The 25327-nt window shown below is 60.3% G+C and carries 28 protein-coding genes; 16 read left to right on the top strand and 12 right to left on the bottom strand.

The genetic code is table 11. From position 1 onward, the window contains the following. The first annotated feature begins 4 nt into the window (after nt 1-4). Genes bufB through ACEN9A_RS23330 form a run of 3 tightly spaced genes read left to right on the top strand, consistent with a single transcriptional unit; the run spans nt 5 to nt 2099 of the window. Complete coding sequence (bufB, locus tag ACEN9A_RS23320) at nt 5-859, top strand: MNIO family bufferin maturase (RefSeq protein WP_258670965.1); 855 nt, start codon at nt 5-7, stop codon at nt 857-859. Continuing rightward, a complete protein-coding gene (locus ACEN9A_RS23325) occupies nt 856-1617 on the top strand; it encodes an HvfC/BufC N-terminal domain-containing protein (RefSeq protein WP_413388301.1) in 762 nt (253 codons plus the stop codon). Before bufB ends, ACEN9A_RS23325 begins: the two co-directional genes overlap by 4 nt. Then, nucleotides 1614-2099: a DoxX family protein gene (locus ACEN9A_RS23330; protein WP_258670969.1), complete on the top strand. Its 486-nt coding sequence runs from the start codon at nt 1614-1616 to the stop codon at nt 2097-2099. The genes ACEN9A_RS23325 and ACEN9A_RS23330 overlap by 4 nt, the downstream gene beginning before the upstream one ends. Nucleotides 2100-2288: 189 nt before the next feature. Here the strand turns inward: ACEN9A_RS23330 and ACEN9A_RS23335 are convergent, their stop codons facing one another. Further along, nucleotides 2289-3197, bottom strand: a complete 909-nt coding sequence (locus tag ACEN9A_RS23335) for a LysR family transcriptional regulator (RefSeq protein ID WP_019647889.1) — start codon at nt 3195-3197, stop codon at nt 2289-2291. Between the two features lie 106 nt (nt 3198-3303). On the opposite strand from ACEN9A_RS23335, the gene ACEN9A_RS23340 reads away from it, so the two are divergent. The 3 genes from ACEN9A_RS23340 (at nt 3304) to ACEN9A_RS23350 (ending at nt 6459) form a co-directional block, all read left to right on the top strand. Further along, entirely contained in the window at nt 3304-3903 is a 600-nt protein-coding gene (locus ACEN9A_RS23340; protein ID WP_258670973.1) for a short chain dehydrogenase, read from the top strand. A 181-nt stretch (nt 3904-4084) separates the two neighbouring features. After that, nucleotides 4085-4750 carry a COG3650 family protein gene (locus tag ACEN9A_RS23345; RefSeq protein WP_258670975.1) on the top strand — a complete coding sequence of 222 codons (666 nt, stop codon included), beginning with the start codon at nt 4085-4087 and terminating at the stop codon, nt 4748-4750. A 95-nt stretch (nt 4751-4845) separates the two neighbouring features. Beyond that, nucleotides 4846-6459: an NAD(P)/FAD-dependent oxidoreductase gene (locus ACEN9A_RS23350; protein ID WP_018926906.1), complete on the top strand. Its 1614-nt coding sequence runs from the start codon at nt 4846-4848 to the stop codon at nt 6457-6459. Between the two features lie 96 nt (nt 6460-6555). Here the strand turns inward: ACEN9A_RS23350 and ACEN9A_RS23355 are convergent, their stop codons facing one another. After that, nucleotides 6556-7650 carry a PLP-dependent cysteine synthase family protein gene (locus tag ACEN9A_RS23355; RefSeq protein WP_019647886.1) on the bottom strand — a complete coding sequence of 365 codons (1095 nt, stop codon included), beginning with the start codon at nt 7648-7650 and terminating at the stop codon, nt 6556-6558. A 250-nt stretch (nt 7651-7900) separates the two neighbouring features. Between ACEN9A_RS23355 and nhaA the strand changes: the two genes are divergently transcribed. The 4 genes from nhaA to ACEN9A_RS23375 all read left to right on the top strand — a co-directional run bounded on the left by nhaA (nt 7901) and on the right by ACEN9A_RS23375 (nt 11178). Beyond that, the gene (nhaA, locus tag ACEN9A_RS23360; protein ID WP_258670979.1) at nt 7901-9088 is read left to right on the top strand and encodes a Na+/H+ antiporter NhaA; all 1188 of its coding nucleotides are present in this window, start codon (nt 7901-7903) and stop codon (nt 9086-9088) included. A 120-nt stretch (nt 9089-9208) separates the two neighbouring features. After that, nucleotides 9209-10426, top strand: coding sequence for an S-type pyocin domain-containing protein (locus ACEN9A_RS23365; RefSeq protein ID WP_258670982.1), 1218 nt, complete (start codon nt 9209-9211; stop codon nt 10424-10426). 7 nt (nt 10427-10433) lie between these two features. After that, a complete protein-coding gene (locus ACEN9A_RS23370) occupies nt 10434-10688 on the top strand; it encodes a colicin E3-like toxin immunity protein (RefSeq protein WP_258670984.1) in 255 nt (84 codons plus the stop codon). A 235-nt stretch (nt 10689-10923) separates the two neighbouring features. Further along, entirely contained in the window at nt 10924-11178 is a 255-nt protein-coding gene (locus ACEN9A_RS23375; RefSeq protein ID WP_258670986.1) for a colicin E3-like toxin immunity protein, read from the top strand. 65 nt (nt 11179-11243) lie between these two features. Here the strand turns inward: ACEN9A_RS23375 and ACEN9A_RS23380 are convergent, their stop codons facing one another. Then, a complete protein-coding gene (locus tag ACEN9A_RS23380) occupies nt 11244-11708 on the bottom strand; it encodes an outer membrane lipoprotein (RefSeq protein ID WP_019647884.1) in 465 nt (154 codons plus the stop codon). Between the two features lie 166 nt (nt 11709-11874). On the opposite strand from ACEN9A_RS23380, the gene ACEN9A_RS23385 reads away from it, so the two are divergent. Then, nucleotides 11875-12111 (top strand): hypothetical protein, encoded by a 237-nt coding sequence (locus ACEN9A_RS23385; protein ID WP_258670989.1) that lies wholly within the window; start codon nt 11875-11877, stop codon nt 12109-12111. Between the two features lie 5 nt (nt 12112-12116). Here the strand turns inward: ACEN9A_RS23385 and pdxH are convergent, their stop codons facing one another. The 5 genes from pdxH to dinG form a co-directional block, all read right to left on the bottom strand. Further along, the gene (gene pdxH / locus ACEN9A_RS23390; protein ID WP_258670991.1) at nt 12117-12764 is read right to left on the bottom strand and encodes a pyridoxamine 5'-phosphate oxidase; all 648 of its coding nucleotides are present in this window, start codon (nt 12762-12764) and stop codon (nt 12117-12119) included. Nucleotides 12765-12788: 24 nt separating this feature from the next. Further along, nucleotides 12789-13781, bottom strand: coding sequence for an OmpA family protein (locus tag ACEN9A_RS23395; RefSeq protein WP_258670993.1), 993 nt, complete (start codon nt 13779-13781; stop codon nt 12789-12791). Nucleotides 13782-13896: 115 nt separating this feature from the next. Beyond that, nucleotides 13897-15042 carry a serine hydrolase domain-containing protein gene (locus tag ACEN9A_RS23400; RefSeq protein WP_258670995.1) on the bottom strand — a complete coding sequence of 382 codons (1146 nt, stop codon included), beginning with the start codon at nt 15040-15042 and terminating at the stop codon, nt 13897-13899. Nucleotides 15043-15306: 264 nt separating this feature from the next. Further along, on the bottom strand, nt 15307-17715 hold the full coding sequence (locus ACEN9A_RS23405; protein ID WP_258670996.1) for a beta-galactosidase: 2409 nt from the start codon (nt 17713-17715) through the stop codon (nt 15307-15309). A gap of 96 nt (nt 17716-17811) precedes the next feature. After that, the gene (gene dinG, locus ACEN9A_RS23410) at nt 17812-19956 is read right to left on the bottom strand and encodes an ATP-dependent DNA helicase DinG (RefSeq protein WP_258670998.1); all 2145 of its coding nucleotides are present in this window, start codon (nt 19954-19956) and stop codon (nt 17812-17814) included. 98 nt (nt 19957-20054) lie between these two features. On the opposite strand from dinG, the gene ACEN9A_RS23415 reads away from it, so the two are divergent. Continuing rightward, the gene (locus tag ACEN9A_RS23415; RefSeq protein WP_258671000.1) at nt 20055-20519 is read left to right on the top strand and encodes a CopD family protein; all 465 of its coding nucleotides are present in this window, start codon (nt 20055-20057) and stop codon (nt 20517-20519) included. Nucleotides 20520-20682: 163 nt separating this feature from the next. Here ACEN9A_RS23415 and ACEN9A_RS23420 read toward each other — a convergent pair whose 3' ends face one another. The 4 genes from ACEN9A_RS23420 to ACEN9A_RS23435 form a co-directional block, all read right to left on the bottom strand. After that, nucleotides 20683-21441: a collagen-like triple helix repeat-containing protein gene (locus tag ACEN9A_RS23420; protein WP_258671001.1), complete on the bottom strand. Its 759-nt coding sequence runs from the start codon at nt 21439-21441 to the stop codon at nt 20683-20685. Continuing rightward, entirely contained in the window at nt 21434-21712 is a 279-nt protein-coding gene (locus ACEN9A_RS23425) for a DUF1145 domain-containing protein (RefSeq protein WP_018926919.1), read from the bottom strand. Before ACEN9A_RS23425 ends, ACEN9A_RS23420 begins: the two co-directional genes overlap by 8 nt. A gap of 162 nt (nt 21713-21874) precedes the next feature. Beyond that, nucleotides 21875-22588 carry a PA1041 family peptidoglycan-binding anchor lipoprotein gene (locus ACEN9A_RS23430; RefSeq protein ID WP_258671003.1) on the bottom strand — a complete coding sequence of 238 codons (714 nt, stop codon included), beginning with the start codon at nt 22586-22588 and terminating at the stop codon, nt 21875-21877. A 90-nt stretch (nt 22589-22678) separates the two neighbouring features. Next, complete coding sequence (locus ACEN9A_RS23435; RefSeq protein WP_258671004.1) at nt 22679-23374, bottom strand: PA1041 family peptidoglycan-binding anchor lipoprotein; 696 nt, start codon at nt 23372-23374, stop codon at nt 22679-22681. Nucleotides 23375-23553: 179 nt separating this feature from the next. Between ACEN9A_RS23435 and ACEN9A_RS23440 the strand changes: the two genes are divergently transcribed. The 4 genes from ACEN9A_RS23440 (at nt 23554) to ACEN9A_RS23455 (ending at nt 25324) form a co-directional block, all read left to right on the top strand. Continuing rightward, the gene (locus tag ACEN9A_RS23440) at nt 23554-24051 is read left to right on the top strand and encodes a DUF6231 family protein (RefSeq protein WP_018926922.1); all 498 of its coding nucleotides are present in this window, start codon (nt 23554-23556) and stop codon (nt 24049-24051) included. Between the two features lie 4 nt (nt 24052-24055). Next, complete coding sequence (locus ACEN9A_RS23445) at nt 24056-24532, top strand: YchJ family protein (RefSeq protein ID WP_018926923.1); 477 nt, start codon at nt 24056-24058, stop codon at nt 24530-24532. Between the two features lie 88 nt (nt 24533-24620). After that, on the top strand, nt 24621-25109 hold the full coding sequence (locus ACEN9A_RS23450; protein WP_064619955.1) for an LEA/WHy family protein: 489 nt from the start codon (nt 24621-24623) through the stop codon (nt 25107-25109). 5 nt (nt 25110-25114) lie between these two features. Further along, nucleotides 25115-25324, top strand: a complete 210-nt coding sequence (locus tag ACEN9A_RS23455; RefSeq protein ID WP_007906737.1) for an SEC-C metal-binding domain-containing protein — start codon at nt 25115-25117, stop codon at nt 25322-25324. Nucleotides 25325-25327 lie beyond the last annotated feature (3 nt).

The raw sequence follows: 25327 nt of genomic DNA on the forward strand, positions 1-25327 counted from the left end.
GACCATGAACCATTCATTCTCCGGGCTCCCGCCCCGCTCCGGGCTGGGGCTCAAGACCGAGCACTTTCGTGAAGTGCTCGGTGCACAACCGGACATCGGTTTCTTCGAAGTCCACGCCGAAAACTACATGGTGGCCGGCGGCCCGTTTCATCATTTTCTGGGATTGATCCGCGAGCAGTATCCGCTGTCGCTGCACGGTGTTGGCCTGTCCATCGGTGCCGAAGGTCCGCTGGATGGTCGGCACCTGCAAAGGCTGGCCGCGCTGATCGAGCGCTATCAACCCCACTCCTTTTCCGAACACCTGGCCTGGTCCAGCCATGGCCCGGTGTTTCTCAATGACCTGCTGCCCCTGGCCTACGATGCGCCGACGCTGAACCGCGTCTGCGAGCACATCGATCAGGTACAGAACACCCTCAAACGCCCGATGCTGCTGGAAAACCCGGCGACATACCTGGCGTTCCAGCACTCGACAATCGATGAAGCCGACTTCATCGGTGAAGTCATTCACCGCACCGGCTGCGGCCTGCTGCTGGACGTCAACAACGTTTACGTTTCCTGCATCAATCACCAAAAAGATCCGCTGGTCTACATCGACGCCCTGCCGCTGCACGCGGTGGCAGAGATTCATCTGGCGGGGTTTGCCGAAGACACCGACAGCCTTGGTGACCGACTGCTGATCGACGATCACGGCGCGCCCGTCGATAACGCGGTGTGGGCGCTGTACTCGCGGGTGCTGGAGCGGGTCGGCCCGATCGCCACGTTGATCGAACGCGACAACCGGTTACCGGCCTTCAACGTGCTGCACGCCGAAGCCCGGCATGCCGATGAGTTGTTGCACCGCGCCGGGAGCCGGCAATGAGCATTCAAGCCGCTTTTACCGCCGCCCTGCTCGATCCGCAACGGTCCTGCCCCGAGGGTTTGTGCAGCGCCAACGGTGCCGATCCGGCCAGCCGTTTCGCGGTGTATCGCAACAATGTGCAGAGCTCGCTGATCGACGCCTTGGCCGACAGTTATCCGGTGGTTGTGCAGCTGGTCGGTGATGAGTTTTTCCGGGCGATGGCACGGCTGTATGTGCAGAGTTGCCCACCGCAGAGCCCACTCCTCAACGACTACGGCAAGGACTTCGCCGAGTTCATCGACAGTTTTGAACCGGCAGCCAGCGTGCCTTATCTGGCCGATGTGGCGCGGCTGGAGCGCTTGCGCGTTCAGGCCTATCACGCCGCTGATGCGCAGCCTTTGGGCCATGAGCAAATCGCCGCCGTGCTGTCGAACCCACAGGCACTGAGCGAGCTGACGCTTGGGCTTCACCCCTCCCTCAATCTGCTGACTTCAGCCTTCGCCGTGGTCTCGATCTGGGCAGCGCATCAACAGGACGCGACGCTGGCCGGAATCGACCTCGGCCACGGGCAAAACGCGCAGGTGTTGCGCAATGAACTGGAGGTTGAGGTCTTCGCCATCGACCACGGCGCCAGCACCTTCATTCAGAACCTGCGACTCGGCCAGCCCTTGAGCCAAGCGTTGGAAAGCGCGTCTGCCTTCGATCTCAGCCAAACCCTGGCACTGCTGATCAGCCACAACGCCATCACTCATTTACACCACAACCAGGTATCGCTATGAACATTCAGCACAACCCCATCGCCCGCGCCATCGTGCTGCTGGAAAAAATCCCCCACAGCCTGATCGCCTTTATCGCGCGTTTTTCCATTGCCGCGGTGTTCTGGAAGTCCGGGCAAACCAAGGTGGAAGGCCTGGCCATCGACTTGATCGACGGCACCTTTGAACTCGGCGTGCCAAGGCTGGCGGACTCGACCATCCCGTTATTCCAGAGCGAATATCACCTGCCGTTGCTCTCCCCGGAACTGGCGGCGCACCTGGCGGCCTTCGCCGAGCATTTCTTTCCGGTGCTGATCCTGATCGGCTTCGCCACGCGCTTTTCGGCCCTGGCGCTGCTGGGCATGACCCTGACCATTCAGCTGTTCGTGTACCCGGATGCGTATCCGACCCACGGCACCTGGGCGGCGGTGTTGCTGTACTTGATGGCGACTGGACCTGGCAAGTTGTCGATCGATCACCTGATTGCCCGGCGTTACGCCCACTAAACGCTGGATAGAGATCCCCTTGTAGGAGCTGCCGAAGGCTGCGATCTTTTGATCTTGATTTTCAGCGGCTCCGAAAAGAGCAAGATCAAAAGATCGCAGCCTTCGGCAGCTCCTACGCCGATTACCATCAGCCGATCCAAATACATCGATCACCGTCAGCCAAGCCAATTGCACCAATCACGGTTAACCCTACAACCGATCCAACGCCTCACCACTGCGTTTGAACCAACCGATCAAATAGTCCGCCAGCACTTGGGTACGCTTCGGCAGCCCGCCCTGATACGGATGCACCAGATACATCGGCATGCTGCGGGTTTGATAATCACGCAGGAGCCAGCGTAAACGTCCATCAGCCAATTCCTCTTGCAACAGATAGGACGGCAAACGCGCAATGCCCGCACCGGTCAGTGCAGCTTTCTTCAAGAGGTTGTAATGGTTGCTGGCGAACGGACCCGACACTCGCACCCGCGTTAATTCGTGCTGTTGGTGGTAGAGCCATTCTTCGCGACCGCTGTAATGGCTGTTGAGCAGGCAGCGGTGTTCGGCCAGTGCCTGAGGCGTCAGCGGCTCACCGAATCGCTCAAGATACGCGGGGCTGGCACAGGTCATTTCGTGCCAGGCCAACAGCGGTCGGGCGACCAGGCGTTCGTCGTTGGCCACTTCCGAGCGGATCGCCAAGTCAAACCCGTCCCGGGACAAGTCGCGGTAGTGGTTGTTGAGCTCCAGCTCGATCTGCACCTCGGGGTACTGCCGGGAAAATTCCAGCAGTGCGCCGTCAAAGAACGTTTCCCCCAGTGAAACCGGCACCGTCATCCGCACAGGGCCGGCCATGTCGTCTTTCAGCCGCGCCAACGCCTGACGCGCACGCTCCACTTGCACCACCAGTGCCTGGGCTTGCGGTAACAACGCCGCACCCGCCGCCGTCAGGCTCAAGCGGCGAGTGGTGCGTTGCAGCAATACCACGCCAAAGCGCGTTTCCAGCAGGCTGATGCGCTTGGAGAGTTGCCCCTTGCTGCAACCCAGTTGCTGGGCGGCCAAGGTGAAACTGCCCGCCTCGATCAATACCGCGAACGCTGCCAGATCGTCCATTTCACTCATGGATTGTTTCCATTTGAAAACCAAAGGTTGCCCATTAGCACGCTTATTTATAAAAAAAACCACACTAGACTTAACTTTAAATCCAACCCATTTAAGGAACAGCACGATGAAAATTCTGTTGATTGGCGCCTCTGGCACCGTCGGTTCGGCCATTGACCATGAACTGTCCCAGCGCCACAAAATCATTCGTATCGGCCGTAAAAGCGGTGATTTCCAGGTCGACATCAGTGACAGCGCCTCGATCCGCAAACTGTTCGAACAGACCGGCAACTTCGATGCGCTGATCTGCGCTGCCGGCAGTGTCAACTTCGTGCCGCTGGCCACCATGACCGAACAAGACTTCGAACTCGGCTTGCGCGACAAGCTGATGGGCCAGGTCAACCTGCTGCTGATCGGCCGGGAATTCGCCAATGACGGTGCGTCATTCACCTTCACCACCGGCATCCTCAGTCACGATCCGATTCGTACCGGCAGCTCCGCGTCGCTGGTCAACGGTGCCCTCGACGCCTTTGTTCGTGCGGCGGCGATCGAACTGCCACGCGGTCTGCGCATCAACTCGGTCAGCCCGAACGTGCTGGTCGAAGCCATGGGCAGCTATGCGCCGTACTTCCGTGGTTTCAAACCGGTTCCCGCCGCCGACGTGGCATTGGCCTACGCCAAAAGCGTGGAAGGCCTGCAGACCGGCCAGACCTATCGCGTCGGCTAAACCACCAGAATCAAAAGATCGCAGGCTTCGCCAGCTCCTACAAAAGGCTCGGCGTACACCCAGTAGGAGCTGCCGCAGGCTGCGATCTTTTGATCTTGATTTCGGAAAAGCGAGGGCATCGCAGGGTTGTGATGAACGGTCAGGCTGAGTAACGTGGCGACACTTGTCTGGAGACTCAAAGATGCGTGTTGCCCGATCCCTGGTACTTGTTGCCCTGCTTCCGTTGTTCGCCGCTTGCCAACTGCTCGATGGCCCACGGCAAAGTGCTTCCCATGTGGGCCAGACCCGCATGCAGGGCCAATTGACGGCGGCCGACGGCAAGCTGCTGTTCCAGCCGTGTAATGAGCAGCGCAGTTTCGTGGTCAATGACATCGGTGGCACCAGCATCCTGCAAGAGGCCGCGACCCTGGCCGATGATCAGGGCAAGCTGTTCGCCGATGTGCGCGGCCGGATCGTTACCAGTGGTGCTGACAGCCAACTCGACCTTACGCAGCTGTACCGCGTCGAGCGCTCGGGCACGGCGTGCGACGATCCCAATTTCAAGCAGCTGATCCTGCGCGCCGCCGGCCACGGCCCGGAGTGGAACGTCAAGGTCAGTGGCAAGGGCATGATCATCGACCGCGCTGGTCAGCCGCCCCTGGCCCTGCCGTACGTTGAAGAGCAACTGGGCGATGGCCGCTTCAACCTCAGCACCGAAGCCAATAATCAGCGCATCGAGCTCTGGGTCGCGCCGCAACGTTGCGTCGACAGCAGCACCGGCAGCGTGCAGCACATGAGCGCCGAGTTGCGTATCGACGGCCAGGTGCAACGCGGCTGCGGGTATTTCGGCGGATCGCGTGACGACTGATCGTTTTAGCCTCACGGGAATCATCCTTTGAGGCTTATAATCGCGGGCTTCAAACGCCTTGGCGCAGTTGTGCGCCCCGCGAACCGGATCCCGCCATGTTACGAATCACCGAACTCAAGTTGCCGATCGACCATCCCGAAGAAGACCTGCGCCCTGCCATCGTGCAGCGCCTGGGCATCGCCAGTGATGACCTGCTCGACTTCACCTTGTTCAAGCGCAGCTACGATGCGCGCAAAAAGTCCTCCGAACTGTGTTTCATCTACACCATCGACCTCAACGTTCGCGATGAGGCGGCGGTGCTGCGCACGTTCGCCGATGACCGTAACGTCAACGTGGCGCCGGATGTCAGCTACAAAGTGGTCGGCCAGGCACCGGCCGACCTGAGCCAGCGTCCGATCGTGGTCGGGTTCGGCCCGTGCGGGATCTTCGCCGGCCTGGTGCTGGCGCAGATGGGCTTCAAGCCGATCATCCTCGAACGCGGTACCGAAGTGCGCCAGCGCACCAAAGACACCTGGGGCCTGTGGCGTAAAAGTGTGCTCAACCCCGAATCCAACGTGCAATTCGGTGAAGGCGGCGCGGGAACGTTCTCCGACGGCAAACTCTACAGCCAGATCAAAGACCCGAAATTCCTCGGTCGCAAGGTGCTGCACGAGTTCGTCAAGGCCGGCGCGCCAGAAGAAATCCTCTATGTCAGCAAGCCGCACATCGGGACGTTCCGTCTGACCGGTGTGGTGGAAAACATGCGTGAGCAGATTCGCGCCCTGGGCGGCGAAGTGCGCTTCCAGCAACGGGTGACCGATGTGCTGATCGACGACGGCCAACTGGTGGGCGTCGAACTCCATGGCGGTGAACAGATCCATTCGAAACACGTGATTCTGGCCCTCGGCCACAGCGCCCGGGACACCTTCCGCATGCTGCACGGCCGTGGCGTATACATGGAAGCCAAGCCGTTCTCGGTGGGTTTCCGCATCGAGCACCCGCAGTCGCTGATCGACCGCGCGCGCCTGGGCAAATATGCTGGCCACCCGAAACTCGGCGCTGCCGACTACAAACTGGTGCACCACGCCAAAAACGGTCGATCGGTCTACAGCTTCTGCATGTGCCCGGGCGGCACTGTAGTGGCGGCGACCTCCGAGCCGAATCGCGTGGTTACCAATGGCATGAGCCAATACTCGCGTAACGAGCGCAACGCCAACTCCGGGATCGTCGTCGGCATCACCCCGGAAGTCGATTATCCGGGCGGCCCACTGGCCGGCATCGAGTTGCAGGAACGCCTGGAATCCCACGCCTTTGTGCTGGGCGGCAGCAACTACGAAGCACCGGCGCAGCTGGTCGGCGACTTCATTGCCGGCAAGCCGTCCACCGAATTGGGCAGCGTCGAGCCGTCCTACAAACCGGGCGTTGCCTTGGGTGACTTGGCCCTGGCCCTGCCGGCGTTCGCCATCGAAGCGATTCGCGAAGCCTTGCCGGCATTCGAGAAGCAGATTCGTGGCTACTCGCTGCACGACGCCGTGTTGACCGGGATCGAGACGCGCACCTCTTCGCCACTGCGCATTACCCGTAACGAGTCGATGCAGAGCCTGAACGTGAAGGGCTTGTTCCCGGCCGGTGAAGGCGCGGGTTATGCGGGCGGGATTCTGTCGGCGGGCGTCGACGGGATTCGCATTGCCGAAGCAGTGGCCCGAGACATTCTTGGGCTTGAGGCTTAAGCCTTAACATCAAAAGATCGCAGCCTTCGACAGCTCCTACGTGGGATGGTGAACTCCCTGTAGGAGCTGCCGAAGGCTGCGATCTTTTAGCTTTCCTCAGATATTGGCGCGCAACACGGTCGCTGGCAGCGGCTCGCCGCGTTCGACGCTGGCTGCCACCGCGTCCATCAAACCACTCAACTCATACCCCTGGGCCTTGAGCCAGGCCTGATCGTAATAGGTGTCGGCATAGCGCTCGCCGCCATCGCACAGAATCGCCACGATCGATCCCGACTCCCCCGCCGTCGCCATCTGCTGGGCTGCCATCAAGGCGCCGATCAGGTTAGTCCCGCTCGAACCGCCAACCCGTCGCCCCAAACGTTGCGCCAGATAATGCATGGCCGCCAGCGACAACGCATCCGGCACCTTGACCATTGCATCGATGACTTTGGGCAAGAACGACGCTTCGACACGCGGCCGTCCAATGCCTTCAATCCGTGACCCGTGATCGAGGCGCAGGCTGGCGTCGCCAGTCTTGTAGTAATCGAAAAATACCGAACGCTCGGCATCGGCGCACAGCACACGGGTGCAATGCTGGCGATAGCGCACGTAACGGCCCAGCGTCGCGGTGGTGCCGCCGGTGCCAGGGCTGGAAATCAGCCAGCTCGGCTCCGGGTGCTGCTCGAAGCGCATCTGATGGAAGATCGATTCGGCGATGTTGTTGTTCGCTCGCCAGTCGGTGGCGCGTTCGGCGTAGGTGAACTGGTCGATGAAATGCCCGTCGTGTTCGTGAGCCAGGCGTTCGGACTCAGCGTAAATCTGCGTCGGATCGTCCACCAGATGGCTCTTGCCACCGTAGAAAGCGATTTGCGCGATCTTTTCTTTGGACGTGCTCGCGGGCATCACCGCAATGAACGGCAAACCCAGCAAACGGGCGAAATACGCCTCGGAAATCGCCGTCGAACCGCTGGACGCTTCAATCACCGGCGCACCGGGCTTGAGCCAGCCGTTACACAGCGCATAGAGGAACAACGAGCGCGCCAGCCGATGTTTCAGGCTGCCGGTGGGATGGCTCGACTCATCCTTGAAGTACAACTCGATGCCCGGCAACCCCGGCAGCGGCAAGGGGATCAGGTGGGTGTCGGCGCTGCGCTGGAAGTCGGCTTCGATGATTCGGATGGCTTCGCGGGACCACTGTCGGTTGTCGCTCATGGTGGTTTTCTCGTTGAATCGGGCAAGAGTTGGCCTTGTCGCAAGGCTCAGCCCACAAGCTTAGGAAAAAACCTACACCACGCACAGATACAGCTGGGGTCCAATACGTCCGGCAACTGCTAGGCTCAGGCCTTTGCTGACCGCCCACGTTGTAACGACATATAACAAAAAAGAATATAACTTTTGTTTTAACAACTAACAGTACGGGTTAGGGTGTGTCACCTTTTGAATTCATCGATGGAGAGCGACCTTGCCTCTGCGTAGCACGTTCACGCGTTTCTTTCAGTTGGAAGCTGCCAGCGGTCTGCTATTGATCGCCGCAGCTGTCCTGGCCCTGATCATCAACAATTCATCGCTGTCGTGGCTCTATAACGGCCTGCTGGACACCCCCGTGGTGGCTCAGATCGGCGCGCTGAAGATCGCCAAGCCGCTGCTGCTGTGGATCAACGACGGCCTGATGGCCCTGTTCTTCCTGTTGATCGGCCTGGAAGTGAAGCGCGAAGTCCTCGACGGCCAACTGTCGAAACCATCGCAGATCGTCCTGCCCGGCGCGGCCGCAATTGGCGGCATGGTGGTGCCGGCGCTGATCTACTGGTTCCTCAACCGCGACAACCCGACCGCACTGAGTGGCTGGGCCATCCCGACGGCCACCGACATTGCCTTCGCCCTCGGCGTACTGGCCCTGCTGGGTAAACGCGTGCCGGTGTCGCTGAAACTGTTCCTGATGACCCTGGCGATCATCGATGACCTTGGCGCAATCATCATCATTGCGATCTTCTATTCCGGCGCTCTGTCGACCCTGTCCCTGGCGCTGGCCGCGGCCTGCATCGCGGCCTTGATCGGAATGAACCGACTTGGTGTGGTGAAACTCGGGCCGTACATGATCATCGGGCTGATCCTCTGGGTCTGCGTGCTCAAGAGCGGCGTGCATGCGACGCTGGCGGGTGTGACCTTGGCCTTCTGCATTCCACTGCGCACGAAAAACGCCGAGCCTTCGCCGCTGCTGACCCTGGAGCATGCCCTGCATCCGTGGGTGGCCTACGGCATCCTGCCGCTGTTCGCCTTCGCCAACGCCGGCCTGTCCCTGAGCGGCGTGACCGTCGAAAGCTTCACCCATCACGTACCGATGGGCATCGCCGTCGGCCTGTTGCTGGGCAAGACCGTCGGTGTCTTCGGCCTGACCTGGCTGGCGGTAAAAATCGGCATCGCCGCCCTGCCCCAAGGCGCCAACTGGGGCCAGATCATGGGGGTGGCGATCCTCTGCGGTATCGGCTTCACCATGAGTTTGTTTGTCGGCTCCCTGGCCTTCGTGCCCGGCGCCAGTGAATTCGCCGGGATGGATCGGATGGGGATTTTGACCGGCTCGATCCTGGCGGCATTGATCGGTTATGCAGTGACGGCGGCGGCGAGTCGCAAGAGCGCTGCGCTGCCTTCCTGAGCGATAGAGAACACTCTTAGCGACATTGAGGATTCGTCCTACAGCCACGATTAGCCACGTTCGTTAACGTCGTGCAGCCCCTCTTTGGGGGCTGCCGATGGACGAGCGAAAGGACAATCAGTGGCTGGCCACAAGGACATCCCCCGGGTGCAAAACCCACCGTCAGGTGACGGGCATCACGTCACTCACCGATTCATGACGGCCACCGAATTGGCCGAGCGTGATGCCAGACAAAACGCCTACGACGCCATGCTCGCAAGGCAGCAAACCTTCGAAGACAGCCTTCAAGTCGCAGCGAGAAAGGACAACGTTGCCCGCGCGGGATGCGTATTCGCCAAGTCCTGCAAACTGCCTGATGCAATCATCGACTACACGAACACCTCCGGAGTTGTTCCGACCGACAGCCTGAAAGACTACGGCGAACTGGTTCTGCTCGGCGCCCGCGAGGCTGATGAAACCGGTGTGGTGCCGCTGAAGAAAATCAGTGGCACCGCCATCCCTGCGGGTTTCGGCAGCTTCGCCCTGGGTGGCTCAGCGTTCGCCGCATTACCCACCGTCGCCGCCAGCACCGCTGCGGCTACCTTGGCAGGCCTGGTGGCTCTGGTCATACCGTCAAGCCTTGGCGACAGCTCTCTCTACACCGAAGAACAACTGCGATCCCTCAAACAGGCCCGCACTCGCGTGCGTCTGCGGGTCGAGCAACAGGCTGATGGCAGTCTCAAGGGATACGGTTTCTACACCGGCAAGAACCGTGACTGGGAGATGGTCGACGTCGTGCAATTCAGCTTGCGCGGCAGTCAGCAAGTGGCTGATCTCGGGGACGGCGTTGAGCTGATCTGGACGCCGGCCGAGGACGGTTCAGAAATTCTCGGCATCCCCGCTTTGGAATCTGCGCCACAAGCGCCGCACATCTGGGTTTACCCGCCGACGAAGGCGGCTGACAGCATCATCGTGAACCCGGTGTATCCGCCTGAGTACAAGGATTTCATTCTGGTGTTTCCGGCGGATTCGGGGGTGTTGCCGGTTTATATTGTGGTGAGTGTTCGCCGCAAAGGTACGGCCGAAGCAGGTCATACCTACCACCCGGCTCCCGAAACCAAGGACATCACTGCATTTCCTGACCTAACGAGAGTAAAAAAGAAAACCCCGTACAAGGGAGGCCTCCGAGATCGCTGGATGGATGCAAAGGGTAGAACAATCTACGAGTGGGACTTTCTACACGGCGAGCTTGAGGCGTATCGCTCAAGTGATGGCAGTCACCTAGGCTCATTCGACCATAAAACTGGTGAACAACTAGACCCACCCAAGAAGAACCGCAGCATCAAAAAATATTTATGAGGATTCTATGGGACTAAAAATAAGACTTGAATGGTATGACAAAAAGACTGAAATAGGCCAAGGAGAGGAGTTATCGAAAGACTTTGGTAATGACGGTTCGGTAATTGAAGCATTGGGAATGCCAATTGAAAACAATATAAATATCGGCGGGTTTGATGTGAATTCCAACTGGGTCAGTATTCTTCAGCCCCACTTCCATCACATCATTAACTTATCCTCTTATGATTATCAGGTAGCGTTTGTCTATCGTGACAGCTGGTAGATTTCACACGACCAAGGACTTTCGAACATTGATCCGTCCCCACGCTCCGCGTGGGAATGCCGCCGGGGACGCTCTGCGCTCCGATGGCGACGTTAGGCTTGAATCCTGCGCACTGGTAACGCGGAGCGTCACGAGATGCATTCCCACGCAAAGCGTGGGAACGATCAATAAACAGGCGAGCAAATAGACCCACCTAAAAAAAACCGCAGCATTAAAAAGTATTTGTGAGGGCAAGATGGGACTGAAGGTCAGATTGGACTGGTATGACAAAGAAACGGAAATAGGAGCCGGAAAAGAATACTCCGCTGACCTCGGTGATGACGGATCAATAATCGATGCATTAGGTCTGATGGCGGAAAGCGAAATCTACGACGGCAGATTTGATGTTTTACCGGCTTGGATACCTGAACTCCAGCCTCTGTTCGCGCATAAAATCAATAGTGCCGCTTATGATTACCAGGTTGCATTCCGATATCGGCAAGTATGGTAATTTCCAAAAATACAAAACCCCGACCAGTCACCTGATCGGGGTTTTCTTTTACCCTACATTCCCGCTTAGTGCGAAACGCGGCTGGTCCCACCCACAGTGGAAATCCGCACACGCTCACCCACACGGAACACTTCGTTTGGCTGAACTTCCTGCACGTAGGCGCGCATGCTGCCATCGTCTTCGCGTACGGTGATTTCAACGCCTTGAGTACGGGTCAGGCCTTCTTCGGCAGCCGAGCCCACCAGGCCACCCGCTACAGCGCCGATGACCGCCGCAACGATGCTGCCGCGACCGCCGCCGACGGCGCTACCGCCGACACCACCCACGACTGCGCCCGCAGCGCTGCCGATTGGGGTTTTGGTGCCTTCGATTTTCACCGGACGCAGAGCTTCGATGGTGCCCATGCGAATCGTCTGCACGCGACGCGCTTCGTCACGGGAGTAGGAGTCACCGGTCAGGCTCGATTGGCAACCGGAGAGCAACATCGCCATCGTGGAAAAGGAAGCAACCAGCAAAACAGACTTACGCATAGCATCAAACTCCATAGGACAGGTATCCATTAAAACCCGCAGCTTGACGCCTGTCACGGCATCGCCCGGATAAAATTGGTTTCATTCAGGCCTGGTACAGGCACTTCTCGAACTCACCACAGTAGCGTCAAATTACAAAATCTGCGCCGCTGACCCAAGGATTATCATGGATTACTTCATCATTGTCGTCACGACCATCGCCGGTTTGTATTTCCATTGGTGGTTGTACGTGCGGATAAAACGCTGGGTGGACCGCGATCTGGCGTTGTCACTGGCGGGTAAAGACCAACAAAAAAGAGCCTTCATGCTCCAGCAATTGGCGAACGCTCAAGCGCAGAAGATCAAGCGTCGGGACCTGCCACAGTGGCTTGAGGCCGCTGCGGCAGGGTATCCCGATCGGTAGACCGTTTACGGGGCCAGGCGCTCACGCACCCAGTCCGCACCCTGCAAGCGGTAGTTGAGGCGATCGTGCAGACGGCTCGGACGGCCCTGCCAGAATTCGATGCGTTCCGGTAGCAAGCGATAACCGCCCCAGTGTTCGGGGCAGTGAGGCTGAGTGTCGCTGAAACGCTGCTCGGTGTCCTTGAGCAGCGCTTCCAGTTCGCCGCGATCGGCGATCACCCGGCTCTGGGGCGACGCCCAGGCACCGAGACGACTGCCCAGAGGACGAACCTGATAGTAGGCGTCGGACTCTTCAGGCGTGACCTTCACCACCCGCCCTTCGATGCGCACCTGGCGCTCCAGGGCCGGCCAGAAGAACGTCATGGCCGCAAATGGATTGGCTGCCAATTGCTGACCCTTGTCGCTTTCGTAGTTGGTGAAGAACGTAAAGCCCTGCTCGTCCAGGCCCTTGAGCAGCAGAATGCGGCAATGCGGCCGACCGTCCTGGTCGACGGTGGCCAGCGTCATGGCATTCGCCTCCACCGGTACTTGCTCGGTTTTCACCGCATCGGCAAACCACTGATGGAACAGTGCGAACGGCTCGGCCGGGGCTTGCGCCTCGGTCAAGCCATCTCGGGTGTAATCGCGACGCATATCTGCCAAGGGCCGGGTCATGGCGCATTCCTTTTGGTTAACGAATCACTTCTTTGTGGCATCGGTGGCGGTGGCGCTCTTCGAGTCGACAGCGGCTTTGGCCGGTGCGGCCTTTTTCGCGGGTGCCTTTTTGGCTGGAGCCTTGGCGGCCGCTTTCTTGGCCGGTGCCTTTTTCTTCGACGAGGCAGCCGCTTTTTTCGCAGCCGGTTCCGGGGTCACAGGCTTGGCCACTGGCTTGACGTCTTGCGCGACGACTTTGGTTACCGGTGCCGGAGCCGGCATATTGTACTTGCTCAGCAGCGCGGCCATGGTGTTTTGCGGCGTCAACAACAGCTCGACGCGACGGTTCAAGGCACGACCTTCAGCACTGTCGTTGGCGGCGCGCGGTGCGTCACCGCCCATGCCACGCAACATCAGGCGATCACGCTGCAGACCGCTGAGACGGAAGATCGCTGCCACCGCCTGGGCGCGCTCCTGGCTCAGTTTCACGTTGGCCGGTGCGGCACCCGACGTATCACTGTGACCGAGTACCAGCACGGCAGTCTTTGGATCGGCTTCGAGGATTTTCGCGACACGGGTGAACGGAGCGAGGGTCACCGGCAGCAGCATGGCCGGGCGGTCCGGGTTGAACGAGCCTTCTACCGGAGCTGTGACGACCAGCACGTTTTCACGGCGCTCGAGTTGCAGGTTGCTGCCCTTGACCGCCTCGCGCAGGCGCGGTTCGTAGTCGTCGAGCCAGGCTTGGGTAACTTTCGGATCGGGCATCGGCACGGCTGCTTTGGCGGTGCTGGTGCTCTGCTCCTTGCCGCCGAACGGCCACCACCATTTGCCACCGGTATCGGCTTCAGCCTTGGCGACGGGTGCTGCGGCAGCAGGTTTCAGGGGCGCCGGGGCCGGGGCGGGTTCTTTAGTCGCGACCTTGTCGGAAGAGCCGAACGGCCACCAACTGCTGCCACCTGCGGCATCATTTTGTGGGGTTTGTGCACAACCGGTGATAGCGAAGCACAGGGCCAGGGCGAGGGTTTTATTGGACGACATTGGGTATCCACAAAATGAGGTAATTAAAAGTCAGACCGGGTTGACCCCGGCCAAAACTGACGCTTTGAAACCACAAAGGCTTTCGGGTTCCAGCCCTGGCCCCCTTAAACGTGATTTACAGACAAGTGGCCAGTACTCGCACAAGCTTTTGCGCTCGTGGATCCATCAAGACGTACGGCCCAAGGGTATTTGTCACAAAACCGAAGGCCACATCATGTTCCGGATCAGCAAAACCGATGGAGCCGCCAGCACCCGGGTGACCGAACGCCCGTGGGCCGAGGCCGTAGGTGGCGTTGGGTACGTCCGGTTGATCGAGCATGCAACCCAGACCGAAGCGGGTCCGGGTCAATAAAGTCTTGTCTTCGCCAACGCTGTGTTCGCGGGTCAGCTCGTCGAGCATTTCGCTTTCCAGCAGGCTGCCATCAAGCAGTCCGGCGTAGAAACCGGCCAGGCTGCGGGCGTTGCCGTGGCCATTGGCGGCCGGCTGCTGCATGCGCCGCCATTCCGGCTTGTTGGTGCTGGTCATGATCGACGGCGGGTTGGTGAAGGCCCGAGTGGTCATGGCCGTCGGTTCGCGCATGGTCACCTGCAGCAAGCGCTGGGCCGCGGCATCGCCGACGTTGCCTTTACCACGGGCAATGTGCGCCACACGATGGAACTCTTTGTCGGCAAGGCCGACGTGGAAATCCAGCCCCAAAGGCTTGGCGACCCGCGCCACGATGGACTCGCCCGGCCCACGACCGTCGGCACGACGCAGCAATTCACCGACCAGCCAGCCATAGGTGATCGCCGCATAACCGTGACCTTCGCCCGGCGTCCACCACGGCGCTTCGGCGGCCAGGGCATCGACCATGGTCTGCCAGTCGTAAAGCGCTTCGGGGGGCAGCAACTCGCGCAGGGCCGGCAGTCCGGCCTGATGGCAGAGCAAGTGGCGCAGCGTCACGGATTCTTTACCGGCGGCGGCAAACTCAGGCCAGTAGCGGGCGACCGGGGCATCGAGTTGCAGCTTGCCTTCAGCCACCAATTGCAGCGCCGTCACGGCGGTGAAGGTTTTGGTGCAGGAGAACAGGTTGGCGATGGTATCGCTGTGCCAGGCCTCATGGCCGTCCTTGTCGGCGGTACCGGCCCAAAGGTCGAGGACGGTTTCACCACCGATCCGGATGCACAACGCCGCGCCGCGTTCCTGAGGATCGTCGAACAGCGCTGCAAACGCTTCACGCACCGCTTCGAACTTAAGCTCGTAATGACCCTGAATCTGCACCCGCAACTCTCCCGGATAAACGCTCTACAAAGTGGCCCGCATTGTTCCAGCCCTTGAGGGATTTGGGAACAGGGTTGGGCCGGGTGGTCGCCCGGTTATGGAAATGCCACAGACATCAACAATGCAATCCCCGTGGCGAGGGGGCTTGCCCCCGTTCGACTGCGAAGCGGTCGCAAAAACCTGTATTCGCGGTGCATCTGTAAGCATGGGGGCCGCTTCGCGGCCCAACGGGGGCAAGCCCCCTCGCCACAGGTCGATCAGGAATCAATGGCCATTAGCAGAATGCCCACCCGCATGCCCAGCGCCCTTGCCCGGGCCTTTGCCTGCCTCGCCTTTCCTGCCGCCCTCGACATCGTGACTGGCTTTATCCGCTTCAGCGCTGGCCTTCTCCGCCTCTTTGCCAAGCTGATCGATGATCTGCACATTGCTTTTACGCACACTGTCGACAAAGCCCTGGAACGGCAAATCAGTAATGCCCACCAGACCGAAGTGCCCGTTCTCGCCATCCAGCAGACGACCGGTCACCGGCTGGTCGAGGTACTGGAACCAGTGCACCCCGACAATCGACGGTTCGCTCATCGCTTGTTTGAGGAAGTGAGCGTAAGCCGTGCCGCGGTCTTCCTCCTTCGCCAATTGCGTCACGCCCCCCCAGAACGGGCCACGATCTGTCGAGCCGAAGTTGAATTCGGTGATCAGCACCGGTTTGTCCAGACTGCGCAGTTTGGCGAAGTCGTAACCGTCCTGGGGTTGCAGGGTGTACATGTTGAAGCTCAACACGTCGCAGTATTGTGCACAGGACTCGACTGCCTCCGGGGAACTGACGGCAAAGCGACCACCCAGCAACAACTGGTTCGGCGCGTGCCATTTGAGCGAATCGGAAACGGTCTTGAAGTAGGTGTCGGCGAAGACCTTCTGGAAGTATTTGAAGTCGGCTTCGATTTCCGGGTGTTCGGCGCTCGGCTCCGGCGGCACGAAGCCTGGGTCTTCCATCAACTCCCAGGCCGGCAGATCAATGCCCCAGGCTTTCGACAACCCCGCCTGGTTGCGGTACTTGTCGCGCAGTTGCTTGAGGAAGGCGCGTTTGGCCGGCACGTCGGTGGTCATTTTCAAGGTGCCGTAGGCCAGCGCATAGCGGGCCTTCGGGTCATTGCCGGGACCGGCCCAGGCCAGCTCGTTGTCGGCGAAGTAACCGATCAGCCACGGATCGTCGCGATGGTCGCGGGCGGCGATGGCCACGGCGCGTTCGGTGGCCATGGCGAAACGTGGATCGAACGGGTCAGGCATGCCGCCCCACCAATCGGTGCCAGTGCTGATGCTGGCGTAATCACCGACGATCGACAGCGGCAAGGTGTACGGCACACGGTCAGCGTTACCCAACACCGGTGCGCTCCAGTTGCCTAGGGTGTTGAAACCCCAGGCTTGCAGGCGATCGAGGGTATGACTGGCCCAGCGTTGTTCGTTGAAAGCCACTTTGCAGGGTTCGACGGCGGCCTTATCGACCGTCGCCTCAACCGCATCGGCCTTGGCTGCTTCGGCAACACCAGCCTTGGTGTCGCTGCCCGGCGCGCAAGGGTCGCCATACAGACGTTGCAGGTTGGCGCCATAAAAATCGTACCAACGACCGGCGTTGTAGGCTCGGCCCTGATCAACACCATTGCCGCCACGGTTGTCGCCTTCGCCATAGTGGCTGGCCAAGGCTTCGTCGGGTTTGGGCAGGGACTCGAACATCCACTCGCGCCCGGCGACGTAAGTCTGGTTGACGCTCGGGGTCACGGTGTTGACGCCGAGGGAATAGAACGGATGCCCCTCTGGAGTCACCAGGTACCAGCGACCATCACGCTTTTCGGTGCGGAAAAAGCCGCTGGCCTTGAACACCGGGCCTTTATTCAAGCCGCCGAACTTGTCCAGGGATGCCTTCTCACGCTCGGCCAGCCAGGTTTTCAGCTGTTGCTGTTCTTTGGCGGCGGCGGATTTCAGTTGTTCATCGCTGCTGATCTTCTCTGGCCATTTGGCCCGGGTCGATTGGCCATAAGCGTCCACCAGACCGCCATAAGCGGCTTTGGTCACGGCCTCGCCGTCCTGCACGCCGAAGCGCTCAAGCAGAATGCTTTGGGCGACTTTCGGCTGATCCATCGACAAGGTCACCGACACCACCTGGCTGCGGTCCAGCTCACCGGTACTGCTGGCCAGCAATACACGCTGCCCTTCGAAATTGATCGGCATCGGTGGGCCGGCTTTCATACCCTGGCTCAGCGGTGAACTCGGCTGCAGCGGTACCAACAAGGTCTGCGCCGGGCCGGCCGGCAGATCGACACGGCTGACCAGCGTCTTGCCGTCGTTACTCTGGATTTTCACGTACAGGGTCACGGCCCAGTTCATCGCGCTCTGGATCCGCAGGCTCATGACGCCCGACTGCGACCAATCCCAGGCACCGGTCTGTGGTGTCAGGCGCAAGGTAGGCTGGGCAGCCGGGTTGAAGGTCACGCGACGCAACACTTCGCCTTCGGCCGTTTGCTCCGCATTGGATTGCGGCAGGCTGGCGTCCTGGGTCGCCACCTGAACCACGTCGGCGGGACGCACAAAGTTGAACAGCGTCTGCTGGCCGGCAGGGGCCGCCAGCAAAGGGGCTGCGAACATCAAGGCAAAAACAGCGGGCAACGAACGGCGAATCATAAGAACGTGGTTCTCCCTAACGACCATCAATGGGCCAGTGGAAAGGCAGTGGCAGTGAGGTAGACAACGCGGTGGGCAAATTTGCCCACCGGCGCATCAGGAAATTTCACGACGAAATGGCGGCAACGCATTGAGAATAGCTTTGCCGTAGCGCTGCGTGACCAAACGACGGTCAAGCAAGGTGATGGTGCCGCGGTCTTCTTCGGTTCGCAGCAGGCGACCGCAGGCCTGGACCAGTTTCAGCGAGGCGTCCGGCACGGAGATTTCCATGAACGGATTGCCGCCGCGAGCCTCGATCCACTCAGCCAGCGCGGCTTCGACCGGATCGTCAGGCACCGAGAATGGAATCTTGGCGATCACCACGTGTTCGCAGTAGGCGCCGGGCAAATCCACACCTTCGGCAAAACTCGCCAGGCCGAACAGCACGCTGGAATCCCCGCCATCGACCCGAGCCTTGTGCTTGTTCAGGGTTTCCTGCTTCGACAGGTTGCCTTGAATGAACACTTGCTTGCGCCAGTCGCGATCCAGCCCGTCGAACACGTCCTGCATCTGTTTACGCGAGGAGAACAGCACCAGAGTGCCACGGGAGCCCTCGACCAGTTCCGGCAAGTCGCGAATGATCGCCGCCGTATGAGCTGGTGCATCGCGCGGGTCGGCTTTCAGGTCCGGCACCCGCAGCACACCGGCGTCGGCATGATGGAACGGGCTCGGGACCACTGCGGTCACGGCGGTTTTAGGCAGGCCGGCGCGCATGCGGAAACGGTCGAAGGTGCCGAGAGCGGTCAGGGTCGCCGAGGTCACCAGCGCCCCGTAAGCCACGTTCCACAGGTTGCGCCGGAGCATTTCCGCCGCGAGGATCGGGCTGGCATTGACCTCGATGTCGAACAGCGAACCGCTTTCGGCCAGCGTCAGCCAACGGGCCATGGGCGGGTTGTCTTCCGGGTCTTCGACGGTGAAGGCGGTCCACAACTCCCAGTTGCCCGAAGAACGCGACAGCAGGCTACCGAACAGCGGATACCACTCTTCGGCCTGGTTGCTGGCGATGCCAATGTTGACCTCGCCGTCCATGCCTTCCTTGAGCAGTTCGGTGAGCCGGGTGAACAGATCGGTCAGCCGGGCGAAGCCCTTTTTCAGCTCGATGCCCATTTCGCGCATGTGTTCGGGAATCACCCCGCCGACGAAGCGGTGACGCGGTCGCTCGCGACCTTCGACGTCTTCGCCGGGCTTGAAGTCGGCAACCTGCTCACAGGCACTGAACATGAACTGCTGCTGGGTCTTGATCTCCCGGGCCAGTTCCGGCACTTGCTCGATCAACTTGCCCAGATCCCCCGGCAGCGGGTGTTGGGCGAGCAATTTGGTGAGGTTCTTGGCGGTGCTCTCCAGCCAGTCGGCGGTGGAGCGCAGACGTGTGTAATGGGCGAAGTGGCCGATGGCCTTGTCCGGCAGGTGATGGCCTTCGTCGAACACGTAGATCGTATCGCGCGGGTCCGGCAGAACCGCGCCGCCGCCCAGGGCCAGGTCGGCCAGGACCATGTCGTGGTTGGTGACGATCACATCGACCTTGCCCATGCCTTCGCGGGCCTTGTAGAAGGCACACTGGCCGAAGTTCGGGCAATGACGGTTGGTGCACTGGCTGTGATCGGTGGTCAGGCGCGCCCAGTCGGCGTCTTCGAGCGCGGTGGACCAACTGTCGCGGTCGCCGTCCCACTTATTGCCGGCGAGCTTCTCGATCATGCTGGTGAACAGCTTCTGACTGGCCTCATCGACCTCGATCTTGAAGCCTTCTTCTTCGAACAGCTGCGCGGTGGCGGTTTGCGCGTGACCTTCCTGGAGCAACATGTCGAGCTTGGACAGGCACATGTAGCGCCCCCGGCCCTTGGCCAGGGCGAAGCTGAAATTCAACCCGCTGTTGCGCATCAGGTCGGGCAAATCCTTGTAGACGATCTGCTCTTGCAGGGCCACCGTGGCCGTGGCGATCACCAGACGCTTGCCGGCGGCCTTGGCAGCGGGGATCGCCGCCAGGCTGTAGGCCACGGTTTTGCCGGTACCGGTGCCGGCTTCCACCGCGACAATCGCGGGGTCGCCACTGCGCCGGCCTTCGTCGTCGGTGTCGATGTCACCGAGGACTTTGGCGATTTCGGCGATCATCAGGCGTTGGCCGTAGCGCGGCTTGAGGCTCTTGGCTTCGAGAAAACGCGAGTAGGCGCCCTGGATCGTGGTTTTTAGTTCGGTGCTGATCATGGATTGTCGGGCGCAAAAACGCTGGATAAATTTTCAGTAGTTGGGATCGGCCGCTATCATACCCCGCTAATTAATCCCGCGCAGAACGGAGTACCCCAATGACACCTTTTGGCATCGTTTATACCCTGCATGTCCTGTCCGCCCTGGTATGGGTCGGCGGCATGTTTTTCGCCTGGATGGTCCTGCGCCCCGCGGCGATGAAGGCGCTGGAAGGCCCTGCCCGGTTGAAGCTGTGGGTAGAAGTGTTTCAAGGTTTTTTCCGCTGGGTCTGGGTCGCGGTGGTGCTTTTGCCGATCAGCGGTGTGGGCATGATTCATTTGCAGTTCGCCGGGTTCGAAGCGGCGCCGCGGTATGTGCAGGTGATGATGGGATTGTATGTGGTGATGACCGCGTTGTTTATCCGGATTCAGGCGTTGCTGCTGCCGGAACTGCGCACGGCGGTAACGGCTCAGGATTGGCCGACGGGCGCGGCGACGCTGGGCAAGATTCGCCGGTTGGTGGGGATTAACCTGATGGTCGGGTTGGCGCTGGTGGCGATTGCTGCGGCTCGGCCGATGTTCTGAGCAATGCATAGTCTCTGTGGCGAGGGAGCTTGCTCCCGCTCGGCTGCGCAGCAGTCGTAATCGATCACTGCGCACGTTCTGAAAGAACAGAGTCGCCGGCTTTGGGGCCGCTTCGCGACCCAGCGGGAGCAAGCTCCCTCGCCACAGGGGTTCTCGGTCGCTCTTACAACCGCTGAATGCTCACCGAACCTGCCGCTCCAGCAGGCCCTGGCTGGCCGTCGACACCGGGGCGACCGTTCTTGCCGCCATCGGCTTTATAGACAATGCAGCCCTTGGCCTTGCCGCCCGCCCCCGGTTTGCCACCCGGTCCGGCCGCGCCACCGACTCCGCCCGCCACCTCGACCTTGATCTGCTCCGCCGGATAGTCACGCGGCACTTCCAGCCGAACCAGCGCCCCCGGCGCACCAGGCTGGCCGTCGCTGCCGTCACTGCCATCAAAACCGTGACCGGCCTGACCCCAGGTGCAACCCGGTGCTTGACCGTTGGCCCCGTCGAGGCCGACAAAACCCGGGGCACCCGCGCCACCGCGAGCGTCTACCAACAATTGCGGCGCTTTCAGCGCTTTGATCTGCAAATTCAGATTGCGCCCGGAGCGGGCAGCCTTGAGATAAGTCCCGGGGGCGCCCCGCGCGGTGATCTGGCTGCCTTCAGCCAATTCGGCCCGGCTGACCTTCAACGCCAGAGCCTGTTCGCTCGGCACAATGGCGATCCGCGCTTCGCGTCCCAGGTGCAGCTCGCCGACCGTCACTTCGGTCACGTTCGAGGGAATCAGCAAGGTGCCGTAATCGGCGACTTCCAGTCGTTCCAGTTGCAGGGAACTGGCGGTGTTGGGCAAACGCATCAGCGAGTTGGTTTCAACACTCACCACCTGAGCGCAGGCCAATGGGCTGATGAGTGCGGCGAGCAGACAGAGTTTACGCATGGGAAGCCTTCGCAGTGGCAGGGGCCGGAATGGTTTGCAGGTGGAAAACGCCGAAAAAGACAATTTTCAGGCGATCACGCCAGGGGTGGGCTCGACCTTTGAGGCTGCGATTGCAGAACACCAGCTCCAGAAGATGAGCCAGCGCCAACAGGCTGCCAGCCAGATCGACCAACAGGTGCAGTGGACGAACAAACGGTATGAGCAGATTGACCAGCACCACCAACCAGAACAGCAGGGTCAACAACTTCCCCAGCCCCCAAAACACCTTCATACGCTCCCCCGTCGAGAATTATTATTTGCACGCACAGTAACGGCTTACACGCGGGATAAGCCAGAGGGCAACGGAAAATTCTTCCGAAAGGCATCGAATGGCCGCCGGATCAACCTTGACGATCATCCGACGGCTCTATCACGGGCCTCTTGATCACGGAGCCTAGCGATTGATGTGCAACTCCACACGACGGTTTTTTGCCCGCCCTTCTTCCGTATCATTGTCAGCCACCGGCTGGGTTTCACCCCGTCCTTCGCTGGTGAGTTTGTTCGGCGCCAGCCCCCGGCTCAACAGGTAGGCCGCCACGCTGCTGGCACGACGTTCCGACAGTTTCTGGTTATAGGCGTCCGAACCCTGACTGTCGGTATGGCCGACGACCTTGACGCTCACCACATCGGCACTCTGCAATTTGGGCATCAACGAATCCAGCTCGCTGCGTGCCTCGGGCGTCAGGTCGGATTTGTTGTACGCGAACAACACATTACTGCTCAGCGTGATGACTTCGGATACCGGCGGTTCAGCAGGTTTTACGCTGGCCGGATATTGCGGTAGCGGGCAACCGCGATGATCGACAGGTGTATTGGCAGGCGTATCGGGGCAACGATCGCGCCGATCGAAAACACCGTCACCGTCCTCGTCGCCATCCTGGGCGTAACAGACCAAGCCACCGGTCAAGATACCGAGCGCCGCTCCACCTGCCGCCCAACCGCCACTTTCGATCGCGCCCAGACCGCCGCCAACCAGTCCGCCAATGACACTGCAGATCGGCCAGGTACGTTGATTCAAGGGGGCGGTGCCATCGCTGTGAGTCGCGCAGCCGGTCAGAAGACTGCCAAGCAGTAGAACCGGCAAGACGGTCCTTGTGAGAACGCTCATTGTGAATGCTCCTGTGTCACCGGCCCATACCGGTCACACAGGAGTAAAGACCCGCATCCGCGACTGCACAAGCCGCGGAATACAAGGGGGTTAGCGGTCGATTTTGATTTCCGTACGCCGATTCAGCGCACGGCCTTCAGCGGTTTTGTTATCGGCCACAGGCTGGCTTTCACCTGCACCGGTCACAGACACGAAACTGCTGCGTGGCACGCCTTGGGAAATCAGGTACTCCACCACCGAATGGGCGCGTTTGTCCGACAGTTTCTGGTTGTATTTATCGCTGCCGACGCTGTCGGTATGACCGGTCACGGTCAACCGGGCGCTGGCGGATTCCTGTTTCAGACGCGTGGCGACGGTGTTGAGTACCTCTTTATCGGAAGGGGTGAGCTTGGACGAGTCGAACTGGAAGTGAACATCACGGATAACGATGACTTCTTCCTTGACCACCGCCTTCTCTTCGACCACCGGCGCAGGCGCGGGTGGAGGGCAGCCGTCGGCATCGACTCGCACGCCTCTCGGTGTGTGCGGGCACTTGTCGCGGCTATCCGGCACGCCATCGCCGTCTTCGTCGCCATCGCCATGCACCCAGCAATAAGCCGCTGCCGTGCCGCCGACCAGCAGTGCGCCATACCCCGCCCATGAAGAGCTCTCTGTCGCACCGAGCCCTGCACCGACGACACCACCGACCGCAGCACAGGTCGGCCAGTCGGTTTTCTGCAAACCTGCGCAACCAGTCAACACACTGGTTAGCAGAACCAAAGGTAATGCTGTCCGAACTATGCTCATCTAGTTTTCTCCTGAGGGATCGGCTAATAACCGATTTCAAGGAGTAAAGACCGGACTTTTAATCTCCGCCAGCAATAGGCCATTGCTGTTTTGCCTTATGTTCACGGAAGATCGGCGCTTTTTGCTTAAACACGCTCGACAAGACACGTTAATCTTGGCGTTCTGATTGAGGATCTTCGATGACTGCAAGTATTTCTTCGCGCACGCCCCAGCAGGCGTTGGCCGCATTGCTTGATCGTTACGCCCCGACGCGTCTGTTGCTGATTGGCGCCAGTGAGTTCCCCGCGCTCGAGGCATTCAAACTCGCGCACCCGGATAGCATCGTGGCTTTTGCCGCACCCGGAGCATTGCCGGCCGAACTGGCGGCGCAGCGGTTTGATCTGGCGCTGGTGGTCGATTGCCTCGAACACTTGCCCAAGCGCGACGGCCTGAATCTGCTCGGCGGGATACGCAACCTCAATGCCAGTCGCATTGCGGTGTTGGCCGACTTGCCCGCCAGCGGTTGGCAGGAGACGGATTTTTTCTCCCTGGCCCTGCAAGCCAGCGAACGCTTCCAGCGCGACGATCAAGTGTTGACGTTGTTTACCTACGATCTGCTTGACTACAAACAGGTACCCGACTGGCTCAACTCACGCTTCTGGGCCAATCCGGAAAACTTCGGGAAATACTGGTGGTAACGCAATGAGTACATCCATTTGCCCTTGCGGCAGCGGCACGCTGCTCGATGCCTGCTGCGGTCATTACCATGCCGGCCATCCGGCCCCCAGCGCCGAAGTCCTGATGCGTTCGCGCTACAGCGCCTATGTGCTGGGGCTGGTCGATTATCTGGTAGCGACCACCCTGCCCGCGCAACAGGCCGGCCTGGATCGCCAGTCGATCAGCGACTGGAGCGCTCAGAGCACCTGGCTGGGCCTGGAAGTGGAAGGCGCCGAGGTCTTCGGCGGCCAGCCGGAGCACGCCTTCGTCACCTTCACCGCTCGCTGGCACGACGGCAGCGGCGAACACAGCCACCGCGAACGTTCGTCATTCGTGCAGAACGCCGGCCGCTGGTACTTCATCGACCCTACGGTGCCGCTCAAGGCCGGGCGCAACGATGCGTGCCCGTGCGCCAGCGGGCAGAAGTTCAAGAAGTGCTGCGCGAGTTATTTCGGCGCTTGAGGTGCCCCCTGTAGCAGCTGCCGAAAGCTGCGTTCGGCCGTAGCAACTGCTACAGCGAGGCAGCTGCTACAAAGGGAGAAACACGACCATGATCACTGGACGATTCGCGCTCTATCTGTTCACTTTGCTGCTTCTGTTTTCAGGAGTCGGCGGCTGCGCCTCATGGTTCAGCAACGACTTGCCAGACCCGCAAGTGCATCTGGTCAAGGTCGAGGTGGTCCGGGCCAAGTTGCTGGAGCAGAAATTCCTGCTGCATTTTCGCGTCGACAACCCCAATGACGAAGACCTGACGGTGCGCGCCCTGGAATATCGCATTCATCTGGGGGACGTCCTGCTGACCGAAGGCGAGCACGAACATTGGTTCACCGTCGGCCCCAAGCACAGTGCCTACTTCAAGGTGCCGATCCGAACCAACCTGTGGCCCAGGGTTCGGGATGTGGTGAAACTGCTGAAAAAACCCGAGCAACCGATTCCCTATCGTCTGGAAGGCACACTTGAAACCGGTTTATTCATCGCGCACTACGTGCACCTGGCGCGCAATGGCGTGATAATCGCCGCCGATTTAATTCCGGAGTGACCCCGATGACCCAGCAACCCCACGTCCATGGCCCTGACTGCAACCACGATCATGACCATCACGACCACCATGATCACGACCATGGCCATGTCCACGGCCCAAACTGCGGCCACGCCCACCAGGAACCGGTGCGCAACGCCCTGAAAGACGTCGGTCGCAACGACCCTTGCCCCTGCGGCAACGGCAAGAAATTCAAGAAGTGCCACGGGGCTTGAGGA

Source organism: Pseudomonas sp. Pseusp18 (genome assembly GCF_059506005.1).

Coding starts and splice junctions, on each gene's coding strand:
- ACEN9A_RS23445 (WP_018926923.1), top strand. CDS start 24,056: ATGAGTACATCCATTTGCCCTTGCGGCAGCGGCACGCTGCTCGATGCC.
- ACEN9A_RS23455 (WP_007906737.1), top strand. CDS start 25,115: ATGACCCAGCAACCCCACGTCCATGGCCCTGACTGCAACCACGATCAT.
- ACEN9A_RS23395 (WP_258670993.1), bottom strand. CDS start 13,781: ATGTCGTCCAATAAAACCCTCGCCCTGGCCCTGTGCTTCGCTATCACC.
- ACEN9A_RS23325 (WP_413388301.1), top strand. CDS start 856: ATGAGCATTCAAGCCGCTTTTACCGCCGCCCTGCTCGATCCGCAACGG.
- ACEN9A_RS23355 (WP_019647886.1), bottom strand. CDS start 7,650: ATGAGCGACAACCGACAGTGGTCCCGCGAAGCCATCCGAATCATCGAA.
- ACEN9A_RS23345 (WP_258670975.1), top strand. CDS start 4,085: ATGCGTGTTGCCCGATCCCTGGTACTTGTTGCCCTGCTTCCGTTGTTC.
- ACEN9A_RS23405 (WP_258670996.1), bottom strand. CDS start 17,715: ATGATTCGCCGTTCGTTGCCCGCTGTTTTTGCCTTGATGTTCGCAGCC.
- ACEN9A_RS23435 (WP_258671004.1), bottom strand. CDS start 23,374: ATGAGCATAGTTCGGACAGCATTACCTTTGGTTCTGCTAACCAGTGTG.
- ACEN9A_RS23350 (WP_018926906.1), top strand. CDS start 4,846: ATGTTACGAATCACCGAACTCAAGTTGCCGATCGACCATCCCGAAGAA.
- bufB (WP_258670965.1), top strand. CDS start 5: ATGAACCATTCATTCTCCGGGCTCCCGCCCCGCTCCGGGCTGGGGCTC.
- ACEN9A_RS23375 (WP_258670986.1), top strand. CDS start 10,924: ATGGGACTGAAGGTCAGATTGGACTGGTATGACAAAGAAACGGAAATA.
- ACEN9A_RS23440 (WP_018926922.1), top strand. CDS start 23,554: ATGACTGCAAGTATTTCTTCGCGCACGCCCCAGCAGGCGTTGGCCGCA.
- ACEN9A_RS23380 (WP_019647884.1), bottom strand. CDS start 11,708: ATGCGTAAGTCTGTTTTGCTGGTTGCTTCCTTTTCCACGATGGCGATG.
- ACEN9A_RS23330 (WP_258670969.1), top strand. CDS start 1,614: ATGAACATTCAGCACAACCCCATCGCCCGCGCCATCGTGCTGCTGGAA.
- ACEN9A_RS23425 (WP_018926919.1), bottom strand. CDS start 21,712: ATGAAGGTGTTTTGGGGGCTGGGGAAGTTGTTGACCCTGCTGTTCTGG.
- ACEN9A_RS23430 (WP_258671003.1), bottom strand. CDS start 22,588: ATGAGCGTTCTCACAAGGACCGTCTTGCCGGTTCTACTGCTTGGCAGT.
- ACEN9A_RS23335 (WP_019647889.1), bottom strand. CDS start 3,197: ATGAGTGAAATGGACGATCTGGCAGCGTTCGCGGTATTGATCGAGGCG.
- ACEN9A_RS23340 (WP_258670973.1), top strand. CDS start 3,304: ATGAAAATTCTGTTGATTGGCGCCTCTGGCACCGTCGGTTCGGCCATT.
- ACEN9A_RS23450 (WP_064619955.1), top strand. CDS start 24,621: ATGATCACTGGACGATTCGCGCTCTATCTGTTCACTTTGCTGCTTCTG.
- ACEN9A_RS23420 (WP_258671001.1), bottom strand. CDS start 21,441: ATGCGTAAACTCTGTCTGCTCGCCGCACTCATCAGCCCATTGGCCTGC.
- ACEN9A_RS23385 (WP_258670989.1), top strand. CDS start 11,875: ATGGATTACTTCATCATTGTCGTCACGACCATCGCCGGTTTGTATTTC.
- ACEN9A_RS23370 (WP_258670984.1), top strand. CDS start 10,434: ATGGGACTAAAAATAAGACTTGAATGGTATGACAAAAAGACTGAAATA.
- ACEN9A_RS23415 (WP_258671000.1), top strand. CDS start 20,055: ATGACACCTTTTGGCATCGTTTATACCCTGCATGTCCTGTCCGCCCTG.
- pdxH (WP_258670991.1), bottom strand. CDS start 12,764: ATGACCCGGCCCTTGGCAGATATGCGTCGCGATTACACCCGAGATGGC.
- dinG (WP_258670998.1), bottom strand. CDS start 19,956: ATGATCAGCACCGAACTAAAAACCACGATCCAGGGCGCCTACTCGCGT.